Source organism: Streptomyces sp. NPDC006512 (assembly GCF_040611935.1).
Lineage (GTDB): Bacteria > Actinomycetota > Actinomycetes > Streptomycetales > Streptomycetaceae > Streptomyces.
In genome coordinates, this window is the sequence record NZ_JBEXPG010000102.1 from 1 (window position 1) to 18,505 (window position 18,505).

17 protein-coding genes are annotated in these 18,505 nt (G+C 68.4%); 12 read left to right on the forward strand and 5 right to left on the reverse strand.

Translation table 11 applies throughout. The annotated features are described in order from the left end of the window. The first annotated feature begins 406 nt into the window (after positions 1 to 406). Positions 407 to 1,297, forward strand: a complete 891-nt coding sequence (locus tag ABZZ17_RS38515; protein ID WP_356883801.1) for a hypothetical protein — start codon at positions 407 to 409, stop codon at positions 1,295 to 1,297. A 572-nt stretch (positions 1,298 to 1,869) separates the two neighbouring features. On the opposite strand, the gene ABZZ17_RS38520 is transcribed toward ABZZ17_RS38515, so the two are convergent. Further along, positions 1,870 to 2,379, reverse strand: a complete 510-nt coding sequence (locus tag ABZZ17_RS38520) for a hypothetical protein (protein ID WP_356883803.1) — start codon at positions 2,377 to 2,379, stop codon at positions 1,870 to 1,872. A 193-nt stretch (positions 2,380 to 2,572) separates the two neighbouring features. On the opposite strand from ABZZ17_RS38520, the gene ABZZ17_RS38525 reads away from it, so the two are divergent. Together ABZZ17_RS38525 and ABZZ17_RS38530 are read left to right on the forward strand one after the other, a co-directional pair. Then, complete coding sequence (locus ABZZ17_RS38525) at positions 2,573 to 3,241, forward strand: hypothetical protein (RefSeq protein WP_356883805.1); 669 nt, start codon at positions 2,573 to 2,575, stop codon at positions 3,239 to 3,241. Between the two features lie 51 nt (positions 3,242 to 3,292). After that, positions 3,293 to 5,959: a Helicase associated domain protein gene (locus tag ABZZ17_RS38530; protein WP_356883807.1), complete on the forward strand. Its 2,667-nt coding sequence runs from the start codon at positions 3,293 to 3,295 to the stop codon at positions 5,957 to 5,959. Positions 5,960 to 6,268: 309 nt separating this feature from the next. Here the strand turns inward: ABZZ17_RS38530 and ABZZ17_RS38535 are convergent, their stop codons facing one another. Then, positions 6,269 to 7,129: a hypothetical protein gene (locus ABZZ17_RS38535; protein WP_356883809.1), complete on the reverse strand. Its 861-nt coding sequence runs from the start codon at positions 7,127 to 7,129 to the stop codon at positions 6,269 to 6,271. Between the two features lie 658 nt (positions 7,130 to 7,787). Here ABZZ17_RS38535 and ABZZ17_RS38540 point away from each other — a divergent pair. Together ABZZ17_RS38540 and ABZZ17_RS38545 are read left to right on the forward strand one after the other, a co-directional pair. Next, positions 7,788 to 8,522, forward strand: a complete 735-nt coding sequence (locus tag ABZZ17_RS38540) for a dienelactone hydrolase family protein (protein ID WP_356883811.1) — start codon at positions 7,788 to 7,790, stop codon at positions 8,520 to 8,522. A gap of 358 nt (positions 8,523 to 8,880) precedes the next feature. After that, positions 8,881 to 9,075 carry a LysM peptidoglycan-binding domain-containing protein gene (locus ABZZ17_RS38545; RefSeq protein WP_356883813.1) on the forward strand — a complete coding sequence of 65 codons (195 nt, stop codon included), beginning with the start codon at positions 8,881 to 8,883 and terminating at the stop codon, positions 9,073 to 9,075. Positions 9,076 to 9,461: 386 nt separating this feature from the next. Here ABZZ17_RS38545 and ABZZ17_RS38550 read toward each other — a convergent pair whose 3' ends face one another. Beyond that, on the reverse strand, positions 9,462 to 10,421 hold the full coding sequence (locus tag ABZZ17_RS38550; RefSeq protein ID WP_356883815.1) for a hypothetical protein: 960 nt from the start codon (positions 10,419 to 10,421) through the stop codon (positions 9,462 to 9,464). Between the two features lie 360 nt (positions 10,422 to 10,781). Further along, positions 10,782 to 11,120 carry a MerR family transcriptional regulator gene (locus ABZZ17_RS38555; protein ID WP_356883817.1) on the reverse strand — a complete coding sequence of 113 codons (339 nt, stop codon included), beginning with the start codon at positions 11,118 to 11,120 and terminating at the stop codon, positions 10,782 to 10,784. Positions 11,121 to 12,585: 1,465 nt separating this feature from the next. On the opposite strand from ABZZ17_RS38555, the gene ABZZ17_RS38560 reads away from it, so the two are divergent. From ABZZ17_RS38560 to ABZZ17_RS38590, 7 genes are all read left to right on the forward strand, one after another. Next, positions 12,586 to 12,921 carry a PRC-barrel domain-containing protein gene (locus ABZZ17_RS38560; RefSeq protein WP_356883827.1) on the forward strand — a complete coding sequence of 112 codons (336 nt, stop codon included), beginning with the start codon at positions 12,586 to 12,588 and terminating at the stop codon, positions 12,919 to 12,921. Positions 12,922 to 13,738: 817 nt separating this feature from the next. Next, entirely contained in the window at positions 13,739 to 14,137 is a 399-nt protein-coding gene (locus ABZZ17_RS38565) for an STAS domain-containing protein (protein ID WP_356883829.1), read from the forward strand. Between the two features lie 748 nt (positions 14,138 to 14,885). Continuing rightward, complete coding sequence (locus ABZZ17_RS38570) at positions 14,886 to 15,137, forward strand: hypothetical protein (RefSeq protein ID WP_356883833.1); 252 nt, start codon at positions 14,886 to 14,888, stop codon at positions 15,135 to 15,137. Between the two features lie 18 nt (positions 15,138 to 15,155). Then, entirely contained in the window at positions 15,156 to 15,482 is a 327-nt protein-coding gene (locus ABZZ17_RS38575; RefSeq protein WP_356883831.1) for a hypothetical protein, read from the forward strand. 2 nt (positions 15,483 to 15,484) lie between these two features. Then, positions 15,485 to 16,135, forward strand: coding sequence for a transposase (locus ABZZ17_RS38580; RefSeq protein ID WP_356883819.1), 651 nt, complete (start codon positions 15,485 to 15,487; stop codon positions 16,133 to 16,135). Between the two features lie 32 nt (positions 16,136 to 16,167). Beyond that, complete coding sequence (locus ABZZ17_RS38585; protein ID WP_356883821.1) at positions 16,168 to 16,749, forward strand: hypothetical protein; 582 nt, start codon at positions 16,168 to 16,170, stop codon at positions 16,747 to 16,749. Between the two features lie 96 nt (positions 16,750 to 16,845). Further along, positions 16,846 to 17,418, forward strand: a complete 573-nt coding sequence (locus ABZZ17_RS38590) for a hypothetical protein (RefSeq protein WP_356883823.1) — start codon at positions 16,846 to 16,848, stop codon at positions 17,416 to 17,418. Positions 17,419 to 17,717: 299 nt separating this feature from the next. Here ABZZ17_RS38590 and ABZZ17_RS38595 read toward each other — a convergent pair whose 3' ends face one another. Then, complete coding sequence (locus ABZZ17_RS38595; protein WP_356883825.1) at positions 17,718 to 18,215, reverse strand: hypothetical protein; 498 nt, start codon at positions 18,213 to 18,215, stop codon at positions 17,718 to 17,720. Positions 18,216 to 18,505: the final 290 nt, after the last annotated feature.

Genomic DNA, 18,505 nt, shown 5'->3' on the forward strand with positions numbered 1-18,505 from the left:
TCCCTGAGCGCTGCGCGCTCAGGAGAGAACCGCCTCGCTGCGCTCAGCGGGGCCCGGCTTCGCCGGGCCAGAGCCGGCCCTTCGGGCCGGAGTCCTACGCTTCGCTCCGGACTGGTTTGTGGTTCCGCTTCGCTCCACCACAAACGGCCTGCTCCGCAGGCCCCGGGTGACCCCGTTTCACGGGGTCCGGGCCTTCGGCCCGTTGGGCGGGTCCGCTCCGCTCCCCACCCAGACCTTTCCGGCTCCGCCTCCAAGGCCAGCCCCACTCCGGGGGAGCCGGCGGCGCACACCGCCGGTACGGTTTCCAATCACCCGGAGCTCCCCGGATTAACCGGTACTGACTCGCCCGGGTAACGTGGCTCTCTTCGGGTGCCGTCGGGGCCCGGAGTCCCTGAGGTACTCGCAGATGACTACTGGCCAACTGCCCATCGTATGGAGTCTCTCCGCCGAGGATGCCCAAGCCGGATGGCGGGCCCTGTGGTGGAACGTCGGACCGGACGGCGAACTCGGAGTAATCCTGGTCCAGGACCAGAACCTGCGCCGTTCCCCGTACTTCAAGAACTGGATCGGCTGGCATGTAACCACCACCTGTGACGGCCTCTTGATCGTGGTCAAAGACGGCCATGAACGCCGCACCACCGTGCACGGCATCAACAAGTCGACGGGCTGCCTAGTCCTCCTCTCATGGTCCCGGTTCCTCCTCAGAGGCCAGAGCCAGGAGAAAAACTTCGTCGTGTACTCACCCGGCGGCTATCCGATGAACCACATATCCCTAGGCGAGTGCACCGAGAGCATCATCGGCGACCGCGACGGCGCCATCTGGACTGCTCATGGCGACCAAGGCATCTACGGCGACGACCCTGCGTCTCGCGCCGGCCTGGCCCGCTGGAACACCGACGGCGACCACACCTGGACTCCACAAAACCTGCCCGTACTACCTCTCGGCAGCAAAGCATCAGCCACCGAAGGAACACTGGCCTGGTATGCCTGGTACAGCCCCGAAGGTGCCTTCCTCACCCGAGTAGACCCCGCCACCGGCGAGGAAACCAGCTGGAAAAATCCGGTCAGGGACATCGACAGCCTCACCGTCCGCGGCAACCGGATGATCCTCACTCACAGCTTCCACAACCGGCCCGGCATCGAACTGAACCACGCGGAACTCATCAACAACACCTGGGTCATCACCACACAGGAGAAACTGACCCTGCCCGAACCGATGGGCTACTCCTGCACCCAAGGCCGCGACGGAAACCTCTGGCTCCGCAGCGGCGACACATGGACACGCATCACACTCTGAACCACAACCCACCGACCAAAAAACCCACACACAGACCACACCAACAACAAAGACCGGGCTCCCCAGGGACGGGTCCCACAGTACTGCGCACTGTGCCAACGAACCGCCTCGCTGCGCTCGGCGGGGCTCGGCTTCGCCGAGCCAGAGCCGGCCCTTCGGGCCGGAGTCCTGCGCTTCGCTCCGGACTGGTTCGGGTTCCGCTGCGCTCCACCCGAACGGCCCGCTCCGCGGGCTGGGGTGATCCCATCTCACTAGGTCCGAGCCTTCGGCCCGTTGGGTGGGTCCGCTCCGCTCCCCCACCCGGGGTCCTTCCGGCTCCGCCTCCAGGACCAGCCCGCTTCGCGGCCAAGTCGGCTACCAGGATCTCGTTGGGGGCTGGGTCCGTTGCGCTGAGGCGGGTCTCCGCTTCGGGGCTGCTCGATCTCGAAGCGGAGCGCAAGGGATGACCGAGGGTCATCCCTTGCGCTGTATGCCGGCCCGGTCCGCTGCTCTCCTCGGACCTGAGTCCGCTTCGCGGGCGGCTGGTTAGGGGGAGCGTTCAGCTCCGATTGTGCGGGGGGCCTGCTGGGGTTCTACGGGAGGTCAGGGTGGCGCGTGCTGGAGGTGACGCCGAGGTCTTTCCTCATCTCGTCCCGCAGGCGAGTCAGCCGATCCCATAGTTCGCCTGTTCGCGTTTCCAGCTCACGCATGGAGTCTTCCCGGTCCGGGGTGCCCCTGCGCAGTCTCTGCACCAGGCCGTACATCTGCCGGAGGGAACCGTTCACGGATCCCAGGGCGTCGAGTACTTCATCGGACACCGTCATGTGCGCTTCTGCGTGCTGCGAGACGTAGGCTGCCCAGGCGCTGTCCAGGGTGGCGTACGTGCCCGGCTCGATCCTGCCGGTTTCGTGGAGCTCGATCCTGCATGAGACCAGCGCATCCCTTGCGGTACGAGCTGCTGCGTTCGTCCTGGCGTAGGACGCGCGGCGCCCTTCGAGGAGCTGATTGTCCCGAGCGTGTTCCCGGTCTTCCAGCCGGTGCCGGTCCGAACGTTCATGTTCTTTCCTGCGGAGCCGTTCTGCGCTTCGCTGCGTCAGCAGCACAGAGAGCAATGTGACAAGGCCTCCTGCGATAGCAGCTCCGAGGGTGATTAATGCCGGCCCCACGGGCTCGCCCCTTCCGTCGACTCATTCAGCTGTACCCGTGCATGGCCTGTGCTGAACATCGTGATGTGATGCAGCATGTAGAGTTGGAGAAAATAGGCGTCATGTCCTGAGGACTGTGAGGGGTGGGGCTATGGCGATCGATACGGGGATTCCAGAAGGTGTCACACGCAGGGCCGAATACTTCGTCCGCTGCCACGGACATTGGATCGGCCGTTCGGACATGGAGCAGCACTGGGCTCGATGCGTGAAGTACGGGGTCCCCGAGTCTCAGATCGATCGGGTGGCTGCCTACGAGGCGGCCTGGGGCGGGCTTGTCCTTCCTCCTTCGCCGCACTACGACGGTGGCCCGCGGAGGCTGAGCGGGGGCGTGCCTGAGGAGTTGGGTGCCGGGGGCTGGTATTTCGAGGCCGGGGAGCAGCGGACGGCTCTTCCGTACTCGTTCGTCATCGGGCCGGGTGGTGAGTTCGGTCTGTATGCCGGGGGCTGGGTTCCGCTGCATGGGAGTGTTGAGGGGTGGGTGGAGGCGTTGGCCCTGGCCGACCATGCCCGGCGGTGTGCACGCTCCACCACGGTGCTGACGGGTGATGCCGTGGAGGGTCTCGACCTCGGCGGGTTCGAGCCTGTGGCGGAGGTTGCCGGCCTCGCGGACGCCTGGTGGCGGGGCCCCGACTCCCTCATCGCGATCTACCGCGGCGAGGCCGAGGTCATGTGCGCGCCGCAGTGCCGGACCGCCACCGTCTACGCCGGCCTGGATACATGGGGACTTCGGGGCCTGGACACGTTCCCGGGATCGCGGTGACCTGCGGCCGTCTGAAAACCCGCCGGAATTAGTGATGTGAAGGCCAGGAGAATGTCTGTGATTCAGCTCAGGGAACACCAGATCGTGCAGAAGTCGGCGTTCCGGAAATGGGTTGGATTCTCTGCAAGATCTTCTGTGCCCGATCGGGGGGTTCGGGGCACGATCGTGTCCGCGACCGGCTCGGGAAAAACGATCATGGCTGCCGCGTCCGCGCTGGAGTGCTTCCCGGGCGGGCGGATCCTCGTCACCGTCCCGACCCTGGACCTCCTCGTGCAGACCGCGCAGGCGTGGCGGCGGGTCGGGCACCGCGCTCCGATGGTCGCGGTGTGCTCGCTGGAGAACGACGCGGTCTTGGAGGAGCTCGGCGTGCGTACGACGACGAACCCGATCCAGCTCGCCCTGTGGGCCGGGGCCGGGCCGGTCGTCGTGTTCGCCACGTACGCCTCGCTGGTGGACCGCGAGGACGTCGAGGCGCCCGTGTGGCAGCAGAAGGTGCGGGGGCCGTTGGAGGCTGCGCTCACGGGCGGGGAGCGGCTCTACGGGCAGCAGATGAGCCCGTTCGACCTCGCCATCGTGGATGAGGCCCACGGAACCGCCGGTGATCTCGGGCGGCCGTGGGCGGCGATCCACGACAACCAGAGGATCCCGGCGGACTTCCGGCTCTACCTCACCGCGACCCCGCGCATCCTCGCCGCAGCCAGCCCGCAGCGGGGCCCCGGCCGCCAGGAGGCGGAGATCGCGTCGATGGCAGACGACCCGGACGGCACGTACGGCGCGTGGCTCGCAGAGCTGGGGCTCTCGGAGGCGATCGAGCGGGAGATCCTCGCCGGGTTCGAGATCGACGTCCTGGAGATCCGCGACCCCTCCCCCGCCCTCGGGGAGTCCGAGGAAGCCCGGCGGGGCCGGCGCCTCGCACTCCTGCAGACCGCACTCCTGGAGCACGCCGCGGCGTACAACCTGCGTACGGTCATGACCTTCCACCAGAAGGTGGAGGAGGCCCGCGCGTTCGCGGACAAGCTGCCGGAGACTGCCGCCGCGCTGTACGTCAACGACGCCTCCGATGAGGACCTGGCCGCCGCCGACAGGCTGCCGAAGTCCTCGATCGACGCGGAGTTCTACGAGCTGGAGGCCGGCCGCCACGTCCCACCGGACCGGGTCTGGTCGGCATGGCTGTGCGGGGACCACCTCGTGGCCGAACGCCGGGAGGCGCTGCGCCAGTTCGCCAACGGAATCGACGCGTCCGGACACCGGGTCCACCGCGCCTTCCTCGCCAGCGTTCGCGTGCTCGGTGAGGGCGTCGACATCACCGGCGAGCGGGGCGTGGAGGCCGTCTGCTTCGCCGACACCCGCGGCTCCCAGGTCGAGATCGTGCAGAACATCGGCCGGGCGCTCCGCCTCAACAAGGACGGCTCCACCAAGGTCGCCCGCATCATCGTGCCGGTGTTCCTGGAGCCGAACGAGGACCCCACCGACATGGTCGCCTCCGCCAGCTTCCGCCCCCTTGTAGCGGTCCTCCAGGGCCTCCGCTCGCATGATGAGCGACTGGTTGAGCAGCTCGCTTCCCGTGCGCTCACAAGCGGCAAGCGCAAGCTCCACGTCCGGCGCGACGAGGACGGCCAGATCGTCGAGGCCGGCGGCGAAGGTGACGGCGAGGACCAGGAGGACGACGACACGCAGGCCGCCGCCGAAGCCGCCCTGCTGCACTTCTCCAGCCCGCGCGACGCCGCGACCATCGCCGCGTTCCTGCGCACCCGGGTCTACCGACCCGAATCCCTGGTGTGGCTGGAGGGCTACCAGGCCCTGCTGCGCTGGCGCAAGGAGAACGAGATCACAGGCGTCCACGCCGTCCCGTACGACGTGGAGGTCGAGGTCGGCGTCACCAAGGACTTCCCCCTCGGGCGGTGGGTGCACCAGCAACGCAAGGCCCTGCGGGCCGGGGAGCTGGAGGAGCGCCGCAAGACCCTGCTGGACGCCCCGGAGGCCGGGATGGTCTGGGAGCCCGGCGAGGAGGCGTGGGAGAGCAAGCTCGCCGCGCTGCGGTCCTACCGGAAGGCCACCGGCCACTTCGCGCCGCGCCAGGACGCGGTGTGGGGCGAGGGCGAGGCAATGGTGCCCATCGGGCAGCACATGGCGAACCTGCGCCGGAAGGGCGGCCTGGGGAAGGACGCGGAGCGGGCGGCGAAGCGCGCGAAGCAGCTGACAGCGATCGACAAGGACTGGAACTGCCCGTGGCCGCTGGACTGGCAGCGGCACTACCGCGTCCTGGCGGACCTGGTCGACGCCGACGGCGCCCTGCCCCACATCGCCCCGGGCGTCCTCATGGACGGCGACGACATCGGCAGGTGGCTCCAGCAGCAGAAGCAGCCGGCCAACTGGGCGCGGCTCCTGCCCGAACAGCAGGAACGGCTGACCGCACTGGGCGTGGAACCCGCCCAGACGCCGCCTCCGGCCCCGGCCGCCGGGCGTGGAACGAAGCGGCCAAGCAAGGCACAGCAGGCATTTCAGCGGGGCCTGACGGCCCTCACGCAGTACGTCGAGCGGGAAGGCGCGGGCCGGCCGGTGCCCCGCGGGCACGGTGAGCCGACCGCGGTCGACGGCGAGGCGGAGCCCGTGATCGTGAAGCTGGGTGTGTGGGTCTCGAACACCAAGTCGAGGCGCGACAAGCTCACCCAGGAGCAGCTGGATGCGCTGCGGAGGCTGGGCATGGAGTGGGCGTGACACAGGCCGCGGCCTGTCGTTGGGCCTGACGGTCAAGTGAAGTGCACCAAGACCCCGGGGTCTCATGCTGCCAGCGGACCGGCCGGGGTTGGCACCAGCCCTGCAACGCGAGGGGCAACACCGGATCATGAGAGCCGTCCGTGCGGCATCGCCCCAGGTCAGGGGTGAAACGCAAGGTGGTGTTGCGGAGGCGGGGCCGGGTGTTGCAGTTGGCGGCGCCGGGCTCGATGGAAGCTCCGCGCCCCGGGGACCGGCGCTGACAGACTCGGGCGTGCAGTGATCACCCACCGCCCGGGCCCCGCCACAGGGCTAGGACGGCATCCCGCCCGCCGCGCCCCAGCCTCGTACGAAGGAAGCCAGGGCGCGGCGCTGCTCTTCCTGCCGGGCGATCTGCTGCGCGAGGACCTGGCGGTCGATGTACGGGTCGACGGCGGCGAGGACCAGGCGCCGGAGTTCGTCCTGCTCCAGCGCTTCGACTTCCCACTGGACGGGGTGCTCGATGTCGAAGCCGTAGCGCCGAGCGAAGGCCGGCCATCTCGGGTCGCCGCGCTTGCCCTCGGTCGCGGGCAGCTCGTAGTCGTGGACGACCTGGTTGTAGGTGAGCAGCACCCGCTCGGTGTGGCTCCAACAGGCCGTGCGCGCTGTCCAGTCACGTTCGACATCCTCACCACTACAGTCGAAATCGCCGACCACTAGGAGCGCCGCTTCCCTCGGGTCGGCGGCGACGCGGTCACGGACGACGTCGACGTAGGACTGGGAGCCGAAGCCGCGGACCACCAGGACCGGGATGCCGTACGGGGCCAGCCAGCCCGTGAGGAGCTGCCGGAGGGTGTCCTTTCCCGCTGCGACATAGAGCGCGTGCGACTGGCCGGTCGTGAGGTCGAGGCCGAACCAGTCGGGGCTCTCGCGCAGGAACGTGCCCGCGTCCGTCCAGGCCGGCGGGACGTGGACTTCGCGCAGGGTGTCGATCAGGTCGGGGAAGCGGCCCTCGCGGCGGGCCTGCGCGAGGTGGGAGGACAGGTGCCGGTACATCGACGGCGTGTGCGGCAGTACGCCTTCGGAGGCGAGGCGGTCCATGACCTGGCGCAGCGTGACGCCGCCCTCGTAGCTCTCCACGATCTCCCGGGCTCGGTCCACGACGAGCGGCCACCGGATCCGCTCCCGCGTCATACCGGTACTTGTACCCATCGCGCCGCCGCCGGCCCCATGGTCGAAGCTGACCTCTTCCCCACGGCTATCGCGTGGGTAAGAGGTGTCGTTTTACGAAAGGGGCTTGCCCACGGCCTCTGACCTGCCCGAATGAGAGATCACCGGATTCGGGGGGTCCCACCTCCGGTCACACCTGCGGTCCCCCGCCTAGTGCACCCCTCCAGACACCTCTGCAACCCCCTTGCGGTGCAACCCTCTCCGGGGCGGGCGCGGCCTCCAGTCGGTCCGGCTGTGACGGAACGCGATATCTGTCACTTCGCCGCGCAATCTGTCACCAAGATCGTTGCAGCCGGCCCTCCGTGGGTGGTGGCGTTGTCCTGTCGCACTGAAGCTGTCGGATTCTCACTGTGTCGCATGCGGCGCGTGTCGGTTCTCATCCAATCGAGACATCCGATCGGGCTGAAGTGCTGGCGTCGGCTCATATCCGGTGGGCTACTGTGCGGATATGAATACCGGGACGGCCTTGCGCCACACACGGATCGGTGACCCGGGGCTCTTCTGAGCGCCGTACGGGCCGGTTCGGGCCCGCTGTTTGATCGAGGCTCTTGCGCTGCTGCGCGGGCGCCGCCTCCGTCGTGTTGATCACAGGCTCTGCACATCAACCACGACAGGAGCATTCATGCGCACCAAGACGCTGCGGATTCCCACCACGGACGGCCAGGCCGACGCCTTCGCCGCCTTCCCCGACCACAGCGAGCGGCACCCAGGGGTGCTGATGTACGCGGACGGCTTCGGCATCCGGCCCGTGTTGCGGGAGATGGCCCGCGAACTGGCCGGGCACGGCTACTACGTGCTCGTCCCCAACTCCTTCTACCGGCACGGCCCGGCACCGTTGGTTGAGCTTCCCGAGTACATCGGAGAAGAGGTCCGGCCCGCGGTCTTCGCCCAGCTGATGCCCCTGATCGAGGCGCACACCGCCGAACGTGTCCTGAGCGACGCCGACGCCTACCTCAGGTTCCTCACCACCCAGCCCGAAGTCGGTGCCGGACCGGTCGCGGTGACCGGCTACTGCATAGGCGGCCTCTACGCGATGCGCACCGCCGCGGCCCACCCCGACCATGTGGCGGCCGTCGCCGCGTTCCACGGCCCCGTGAGTGTCGATGGGGCCAGCCTCTTCTCCAAGCTCACCGCCCAGGTCCACCTCGGCCACGCCGAAGGCGACATGACACCTGAGGCCCTCGGCGAACTCAACCACGCCCTGGATACGGCAGGTGTCGGCTACACCTCCGAGATCTACCCCGGCACCATCCACGGCTTCACCATGTCCGACACCGACGCTTTTAGCGCCTCCGGGCTGAAGCACCACTGGGATCGCCTGCTCCCCCTCCTGGACCGCACCCTGGCCAACAGCTGAGGCTCCAGCCCGGAAACCAAGGCTGAAACGGGCGAGACCAGCAGGCGGCATGGCGGGCCACACCGATGTCTCCATGGTCGTGGCCCGCCTCTAGCGCGAACGAGACTTCCATAAAAGCCAGGTCGCTTGAGAACCCCGAGCCCCCTCGGTCGCAGACGACCTGGCATTCCGGCTCCTCAGCGGCCCACCAACTGACAGCCGCAGTGCGACAGGACAGGCGTGCCGTTGCCGGGGCGGGGGTCGTTGACTGGTGGTCCGCTCCGGGCCCGGAGCGTGACGCGCTGCCTATGGGACGGCTGTCGATGTGCGAGGTGACGATGCGCGTCGAAGTGGATCCCTTTCCCCGAAAGGAACATTCATGGGTGACTACAACGAGGACGCTCCTCAGGCCGATGCCAAGCCGAGCACCTACACGTTCGAGGCCGGCGACACCCTCTGGGCCGTCGCCGAACGCTTCTACGGTGACGGCAACCGCTACCAGGAAATCGCCAACGCCAGCGGCATCGACAACCCCGACGAGGTGAGCGTCGGCCACGTGCTGACGCTTCCGTGATCCCTGCCCGCCGGGACGGCCGCGGCTGAACCTGCTTCACGCCTGGCTCAGCTCCGGGTGAGGAGATCCGTGTGGCCCCGGACTGCGAAGTCCCGGGCCACACGCACCGGCCGACCGGTACGCGAGGGCGTACGTAGACCAACAGGTCGGAACCCGCCTCCTCGGGCCCCAGCGGTGACAACAAGCGTCACAACCATGCGCTGGTGACATGTACGGCGAGCAGACGGTGACAACCCTCGCGACCCGCCCGCAGGTCTGTCCAGGTCGGGTAGTGCAGCCAGTGACAATTACGCGGACCGGCACACCAGCCGTTCGTAGAGGGCGCGGACCACCGGGGGCCTCGGAGGGCTGACCCACGTGCTGCGGCGTCGGTCAGCCCTCCCGGGTCAGCTCCGGCTGACGGGACGGGCATCCAGCGCCGTGCGCAGGCGTCCCGCGATGGGCTGGTACCGCTGGACGAAATCGGGGTCCTTCAGCTGGTCGGCCTCGGGCAGCTGCTTGTGCGGGTCAGACCGGCGCTGCCCGGTGAGCGACCAGCCCAGGGGGCGCAGTCCGGCACGGTCCATGTCCCGGTCGACTCCCGCCAGGTAGTCCGCGTCGACGGGCAACTCCCAGTTCGACTGCCAGATCACCCCGTCCAAGGCGATGGGGAGGTGCGGGAATCCGAAGAGGAAGCCCAGACAGCGCTCGCGCAGCACTGCCGCGCTCTGCTCGGGGCTCAGCGGGACGCCCTTCTCTTCGCCCCCGGGGCCGGGGAGTGCGGTCCTGCAGTCGGTGTCCGGGAAGATGTCGATCTCCCCGATGACGACGTGCGCCGTTGCGTTCTCACGGTCGGGGTAGGACCAGTGCTTCGGCACAAGGACGATCACATCGTAGGTGACGAGAGCGTCGGCCACCGCCGCCACGAGCGGGCTGCGGTCGGTGCGGGGCAAGCCGCGGTCGCTTTCCTGCGAGGCGCGGCGGACCTGCCACATGCAGGCATGGTGTGTCAGGAGGCCGGGGCCGTCCGGCGAGGCCCACAGCGTGCTGGTCGTCGGCTCCGGCGGGGTGGCCGGCTCGATCTCCTTCTTGCGGCGGCCCCGGCCGCGGCGCGCGCCGCTCATGGTCCAGCTCCAGTAGTCCTCGGCTTCCTCGAGGAGCAGGACCCGCTGTCCGCTGTGTGCCCAGGCCGCCGCGATCCCGCCGACCAGGTGGTAGAGGTTCCCTGAGCGCTCCGCCAGGAACCGCAGGACGTGCGGTGCGTGCGGTGTAGCGCCGGTCGCCACGCGCAGGGCCTCGGTGTACTTCGCTCCGCTCCGGCTCGCCCGGCGGGCGGCCTGTGCGGCGGTGGACTGGTTCTTCGGCATGGCGTACTCCTCTGCCGGGCCGGGCCACGCCCCCGGTCCCGGCTCGTACGACTGCCGTGGACACGACGGAACGCAGAACGGGAAGGAGCGGGACCCGCAGGACCTTGACCCCCGCGTCCGGCGGCGTGGCTCCGGAGGCGGGCGGTGATCGGCAGTACGCACTAGCCGGGCAGGATGCTAACCGGCGCAGCCGCACCGACCGAAGCCACAAGCCGGCGTTTCCCCCGAACGGGCGAGGTCTGCGAATGGCCGTGTCGTTCAGGCGTGTCCGGCCGCCGGTTCCCACAGGGGGCGGGCGCGCTCTGCACACGTCGCGCCTTGGACCAGGTGCGCGCATATCTGCCGCAACCCGGCAGGCGCTCAAGCCGCGGCCGTTGAATTCGCCGAGTCGGCGGCGCGGCGGTATGCGGTGTTGATGCGGCGGGCTTCCTCCAGCTGGTCCTCGAGGATCACGATCCGGCAGGCGGCCTCGATCGGGGTGCCCTGGTCGACGAGTTCCCGGGCGCGGGCGGCGATGCGCAGCTGATAGCGGGAGTAGCGGCGGTGCCCGCCGGCGGAGCGGAGGGGGGTGATGAGGCGGTGTTCGCCGATGGCGCGGAGGAAGCCCTGGGTGGTGCCGAGTATTTCGGCGGCCCGGCCCATGGTGTAGGCGGGGTAGTCGTCGTCCTCGAGACGGCCGGATGTGTCGTCTGCTGTCATCACACCTTCCTGTGGAATGCGTGGAGGGGCCCGGGAGCATGTGGCTCCCGGGCCCCGAAGGAACTACTCACACCATCTGCCGGCCCTGGTGCTGCGCCGGCCTTCTGTTTCCGCACGGCCGGCCTGAACGCTGCCGGGGGTGCGGGGATCGCGGATGCGTGACCGGAGACCACCTCACTATCGATGTCCTGCGGTACCCGGGCTTGGTACTGCTCGCCCGGGCGATCCTGATGGCGCTCGGCTCCTCCGTTCCTTCCCTCTGGATCAATCACTTACCAAACGGGAACTGCGTACTGCTGATACTGCGAACTGCTGTTAACGCGGGTACTGCCCTTTACTGCTGACACTGCGTACTGCTGGTGGCCTCTCACAGCACCACCTTCGGCAGCCAGCCCCGTCGCCCGTCCTGCGTCTGCTCTGGCTTAGAACCCCACTGCCGAACCTCCCGGTGCGCGCGCCCGCAGCCGACGCCTTCACCGAGGTACCACTCACTGACTTCACTGCTGGGTACTGCCCACTGCACTTACTACGGGTACTGCCACTGCGTTAACTGCGGTACTGCTCACGGCGGCCCCTGATCACTGCGGGCCACCCGGTCCGGTCACCAGTCCCGTCGCCGTCCTGCAACAACCCTGACTTCGGAACTCCGCCACCGCACCGTCATGCGCACTGCAACTGCGGGTACTGCTGGTACTGCTGCCCGGCAGTTCGTCTCTGCCGGGCCCTGCGGTCCTTCTTGGTTACGAGAGAAACCATAACCATGCCAACGCCTAATGTCTACTCCGGCCAGCATAGATTTCCGCGCGTTCGGCGATCAGGTAATCGGCCTCGAACAACAACACGGACGGGCGCGAGGGGCGGCCGCAACCGGATTGCCCGTCACAGGCCAGGGCACAAGCACCATCCGGGCACCACCGGGCAGTGACGATCCAGACACAGGGGAAACCTCAAGGACACGACGAGCGTCAACCTCACAACCGAGGGCCGTCGTGGTGCCGGCCCCGCTGAGGCTTCCGCCCGGGCTGGCAGGTCCCAGTCGGCCCATGCGTCGGGTCCGTGCGGGTGGCAGCCATCGCGCGTCTGGAGCAGTTCCCCCACACCTCCCGGCGAGCTGGGCAGGGATGGGGAAGTCATTGCCGCCGTTGGTGAGGAGTTGAGTGCCGGTGCGGAACGGACGCGGCGTAAGAAGCGGACCGAAGTCACGTTCGTCCTGCCCGCCGGTCATCCGGCCGGTGCGGTCGGTGTGGTCGGCGGCTTCAACGGCTGGGAGCCCGGCCTCCATCCGCTGGCCGAACGGTCAGACGGGAGCCGCGCGGTCGCCGTCACTCTTCTGGCCGGTGAACAGCACGGGTTCCGCTACCTCGCCCACGACGGCAACTGGTTCGACGAGGAGGAAGCCGACGGCCACGACGGCCTCCTCCACACGTGCGCCCTACCACGAGAAGGAGAAGCAGCTGTGACTGACATGTGGAGCCACAACCCGCAGTCCCACTACACGCCCGGCACCCGCCTGGCCGGCTTCAAGGTCGAAGCAACTGACGGCCACATCGGGAAGGTCGACGAACACACCGAGGACGTCGGCTCCTCCTACATCGTCGTCGACACCGGCCCCTGGATCTTCGGCAAGCACGTCCTGATCCCCGCCGGAACCATCGTCCGCGTCGACACCAAGGACGAGAAGATCCTCGTCAGCCTCACCAAGGACCAGATCAAGGACTCCCCCGAATACGACAAGGACAAGCACCGCGGCGACGCTGCCTACCGAGACCAGCTCGGCCAGTACTACCAGGACCGCAGCTGACCCAGACGTTCGATTCGTGCTGCGGCTCCCCCACCACGCAGGACGGGGCCGCAGCACCACCCCATCCCATGCGCCCAGACCGCGCACCGAGGCGACCTTGCCGCAGTACTCGCCGGCAGTCGGGCTGGGATACCCATGAGCTCCGGGGCAGGCCGCCCCGCTTGCTTCAGAACAGGGGCTCATCTGCCGTACGGCGACGCGGGAACGGATGCTGCCGGGCGCGGCGGCGAACGGCGCGTGTGACGGCTGCCGGCCAGCCGCGGCCGGCAGCGCCACGGGGCCGGGAGCGGTGTCCGGGCACCGCTCCCCACAGCATCAATCCAACTGCTCCGCACCGGCAGCACCGGCTGACGCGCTGGGCAAGGTGAGAGGATCCACTCCGACGGAGGGCACAGCGCACCCGCCTCCTACCGGGCCCCACAGTGCACGCCCACCGCGAGGCTCGGACCAACGCGCTCCCGGACCTCTCACCGGTGTCAGCACGAAGCGCCGGGTGCCGGCGAAGTCACGTACCCGCCTTGTAGGTCCTGACGCCAAGGTGACAGCTCCAGAGGCCACAGTCCCGGTGACGGGAGGCAACAGCGACTACGCCCGGCCCCTCACCATCGTGACCATCCCAGGGCAGGACACGTTGGTCACGCTGGCGCGGGGCCGCTCCACCCCGGCCCGCGGTCCGCCGCCAGCGGCCGGACCAGCCACCCGTCCCCGGGCGTGAGGCCGCCAGCGAGTCACGTGCCGGGCGCGGCAGGTCCGCGCCAAGATGAGGGCCCCGGGGACACCGGCTTTCCGGGTAACGGGAGGAAACCCTTTGATCAGTGTGGACGTGCAGCACCGCGACAGCACCCTGTGGGTCAGCGCCGACGGGAACCTCGACGCCGAGGCGGGCATGACGCTGGGGCGGGTACTGGAGGAGGCCACCGCCTATGAGCGGGTTCTCATGGTTGATCTGCACGGGGTGGTCCTGATGGACCGTGACGGGCTGCTGCACCTGCTGGACCTGCACCGGCGGGCGGAGGGCTGGGGACTGCGGGTCCTGGTCGTGGGCTGGCGGCCCCAGCCCCAGCAGCTCATGGCCGATGTCGCCGGGATCCGCGGACCCGGCTCGGCCACCGGGGAACGGTACGCGCTCGCCGGTTTCCGCCGGCTCATCGAAGAACGCGCACACCAGGCCCGCCACCTCGCCGACAACGGCACCGGGTGGATGCCCGGCCCCTGACAGGTACTCACACCCTGCCCGTGGAACGGTTCACGGCAGACAACCTCGGCCTGGCTGCCGAGGGGAGCTCGTCGATGTACCACCGGTCCCGCTCCAGCCAGACGGCAGCCCGGTCCCCCGCCCGGAGACGGCGATCCCCTCTGTGTGAAGTCAGTGCGCAGTGGGTTTCAGGGTGTGCAGTCACTGCTGGATGCGTGTGAGGAGTTCTTCTACGTGGTCTTCTACGAGCCAGTCGGATTCGGCGTACATGCGCAGGTGGCTTTGTTCACTTCTAGGGGTTCTGGCTCGCTTTCCGTGAAGCCCGCACGCTGAGTGACGGCTGCCGCTCCGATCAGGTTTCGGGAAGTTGCCTGAAAATGACCAGGGCCGTTCTTGGTGGGGTCGACAGTGCGGCGTCGTGGAAGAAACGTCGCCTCCTCTGGAGGGCCTGCCGTTACCGTCCATCGCGGACGTGTCAGCGCTGTCGCTGGAAGTGAGTCATGAGGCGATACACATCGACGTCTGCAGTACCGCGAGCAGGGCGGCATGTCCGGACTGTGGGAGCGAGTCGACCCGGGTGCACAGCTCTTACCTGCGGTTTCCTGCGGACGTGCCGAGTGGGGGACGTCTGGTGGTCCTGCAACTGCGAGTTCGGCGGTTCGTCTGTCCGGAGTCTTCGTGTGCCCGGCGGACGTTCGCTGAGCAGTTGCCGGGACTGACCCGGCGGCACTGCAGGTGGACGGAGCGGTTGCGGTCGACTCTCGCCGCGGTGGGTCTCGCCCTCGCCGGCCGGGTCGGCGCCCGGTTGGCACGGGCCTTCGGGGTACCCATCAGCCGCAGCGCGGTGCTGCGGCTGCTCGATGCGTTGCCCGAACCCGAAGTCCCGGCCCCGCGGGTGGTCGGTGTCGATGAGTACGCCACACGCAAGGGACGGGTCTACGGCACGGTGCTCGTAGACGTCGAGACCCGTCGACCGGTGGATCTGCTGCCTGACCGGGAGGCGTCCAGCTTGGCCGCATGACTGGCGAAGCGACCCGGGATCGAGGTCGTCTGCCGGGACCGCGCGCCGTTCTTCGCAGAGGGGGCCACGGCCGGGGCACCCCAGGCGACGCAGGTCGCCGACCGCTGGCATTTGTGGCACAACCTCGGGGAGGCTGCCGAGCGGGCGGTCGCCCGCCACCGCCAGTGCCTTCGCGTGCTGGTCCCGATCGCGAGGGGAAGGCCGACGAACCGGCGCCGCCCGTCGAGAAGGCGGACTCGCCCTGGCGGAGCGAGCGATTCGCCAACCGCGTCCGAGCCCGGCACGCCACGGTCCACGCGCTACTGGAAGCCGGCCACAGCCGCCGTTCCATCGGGCGCCAGCTGAACATGACCCACCGCACCGTGGAGAGCCTCGCCGACGCTGCGAAGCCGGAAGACCTCTTTCGTGGCCAGTGGCAGCACAACCGGACTTCCGTCCTCGACGAGTACAAGCCCTACCTGGACGAACGCTGGGACGAGGGCTGCACCAACGCCTGGAAGCTCTGGGAAGAGATCGTTCCCCTGGGCTATCGCGGCAGCCACGACCGGGTCGGCGCCTACCTGCGAGAGAAGCGCGCCTCGCCACGGCCGGTCACTGCGCAGCCGCCGGCACCCCGCATGGTGACGAGATGGATCCTCAGCCGACCCGAGACGCTGACCGAGACCGAACAGCTCCGGCTCAAGACCATCCTGGCCAACTGCCCCGAACTCGATGCCCTGACCGGTCACGTCCGGTCTTTCGCCCAGATGCTCACCGAGCGCCAGGGCGAACGACTCCCGCAGTGGCTCGACGCCGTCCGCCAGGACGACCTGCCCAGCCTCCACACTCTCGCGGCCGGCATCGACCGAGACCGCGACGCGGTCATCGCCGGACTCACCCTGCCCTGGAGCTCCGGCGTCGTCGAGGGCCATGTCAACCGGATCAAGATGCTCAAGCGCCAGATGTTCAGAGGCGCCGGCTTCGCGCTGTTCCGTAAGCGAATCATATTGGCTCACTGATCGATGTCAGATGCGCTCGATAGCTTTCCCACATGGGTGTCTACCTGGTGAGCGTCAGTGCTGAGGAATGGTTCGGGGACGAGGAGGACGGATGGGGTGAAGTTGCTTCGGCACTCGATGCTGAACTCAGGCGGCGGGGCCTGCCGCCCTACGAGGACGTCCCCGCAGAGACGGCCTTCGCACCTGGCTCAGGGCAAGCTTTCGAGGAAAAGCTGACCCCCGACCTGACCGGGTTCCTCGCCTTGTGTCAGAGGCACCTGTCACGAGAGGAATCGGAGATCCTCTGCGGCTGGACCGTGCTCGTGCCCTTCTCGCTCGATGAGGAGGTCTGGTTGCCCATCGAATCCGACGACCACGAGTCCATGGTGGCCGGCGCTCCTCAGGTACTACCGCTCGCCGAGAAGCTGGCGGCAGCCATCGATCTGCCAGCCGAAACCCCGGCGACATGCGACAACCTCGACCTGAGCACGTGGTTCAGGCACCAAGCAAAGGAACCGGCCACTAACCGAACAGGACCGTGGACTAAGGACCTGGACACAGCCTTCTACGTCGCGCTGTTCCTGCGCGCTGCCCAGCACTCAATCCGACGCGGCTGCCCCATCGTCTGCACCTGAGACCCACCTTCGTTCCCACTGGTCTCCCAGCGAAGGTCACCCACCGTGCGCGCTTCACGTAAAGCGAGCCAGAACCACAACCCGTGAAGAAACCCAGTGTGCGCGTGTGCCGCCCCCGCCGAAGGGGACGAGACGCTGTTCGGGTTCCTGGTGTTCAACCGTGGCGGGGCGTCCGGGGTGGAGGCGATCGAGCAGGCCAACTACCGGCATCTGATCGGGCCGATGACCGCACAGCCGGGTCAGTCCTGGTATCTGGGATCGGCCGCCCAGGCGGCCCAGGTCCGGTGGCTGCTGGAGTCCGCGCTCCTCGGCATCGCCGCGCTGGCCGCCACGGGCGCACTCGGCGCCGCGGGGGTATTCATCGAGCAGTCCCAGGCTCTCGGCCCGTTGGCCGTCTACCAGACGGGGCAGGGTTTCTACCGAAGGATCGCCCTGTTCAACCTCGCCCTGCCCCTGGGCACCGTCGGACTGGTCGGATCGGGTGTGGCAGCCCTGCTGGGATCCCTGATGATCAACCTGGGCAAGGGGGGGGCTGGATGTCCACCGCCCTGCTCGGCGCGGGCGTCGCCGTGGTCGCCGTGTGCGCCCTGGCCGTGGCCTGGTCCTGCGGACGCACCACCGCCACGCATGCCGCCACATGGGCGCCACGAGCTGACTGAGCGTCCATAAGGAAGAAGAGGTCCGCCGCCGCGACGCTGCGCCCCCGTGAACGGCGGACTCCCACTGGACGCTCGCGGCCCCTGTCGTATTCGTTGTGGATATGGGGGCCTGCCCAGCACGATGCTGGAACGCGGCAGGGGCATGGGCAGGGGCCGGGGGACAAACAAACGAGTCTTCGGAAGCGTCAGCCCTCAACTGCCGCGCCGGCCGGCCCTCCCATCTGGGTTGGCGGCGCGGTAGTGCGGACCTTCGTCAGGTCGCCTGCGTCGCTCGGCTCCTGAGCGCGTCGAGCTGCAACGTGCTGTCCGTCACGCCTCGCAGCCCTGGATATCGTCCCGGCAGCCTTGCACGTCCGTTGGTTCGATGGTGCTGAGGTTCCACACGATGACGCCGCTCGGCGGAGGTTCGGTTTCGATCGAGGGGACCTTGGCTGTGACGGGCGAGCCTGCGGGCACGTTAACCCGTACGACTTGGCGGTTCCCGCAACGGACTTCGAACGTCCGCGTGGTCTCGCCGCGTATGAGGGTCAGGGTGATGGACGGTACGCCCTGGGTGTCGCACGCCATGTCGAATCGGTAGGGCTTGTCGCCAGGGGTATCAAGGGTCTGATCAATCCCGGAGACGACGAACTTGGACGCCTCGGCGATGAGGGTGGTATCTGCGTCGTCGGCGTCGAAGGCGCGTTGGACCCGCTGGAGTGCGTCGTCGGGCTCCCACTCCCTTGTCCGGCTGCCGCCGTCCTGGGTGCAGGCTGTGGCGAGGGCGGCGGTAGCGATCAGAACGGCGAGGGCACGGGTTATCCGCATGGCAGCATCCTAGAAGGGAGAGCCGGGGCCCCGCCTGGTCCTGGCGAGGCCCCGGGGGTCGTGCGAATGGATTGCGTCAGTGCGTACTGCGGTAGCTCCGGGCTACAGACCACAGCGCACGGATCCTCGGGGCGGCCGCTCCACCCTCTACCGCACCCTCGCCGCATACGACGAAGCCGCCGCTACCACGGCCAGCCTAGGGTCTGTCGTCAAAGTGATCTTGCGTTGTGGATCATGGTTGGGTGATACGTCGCCATGAACTGTCGGACGCTGAGTGGGAACTCGTGCAG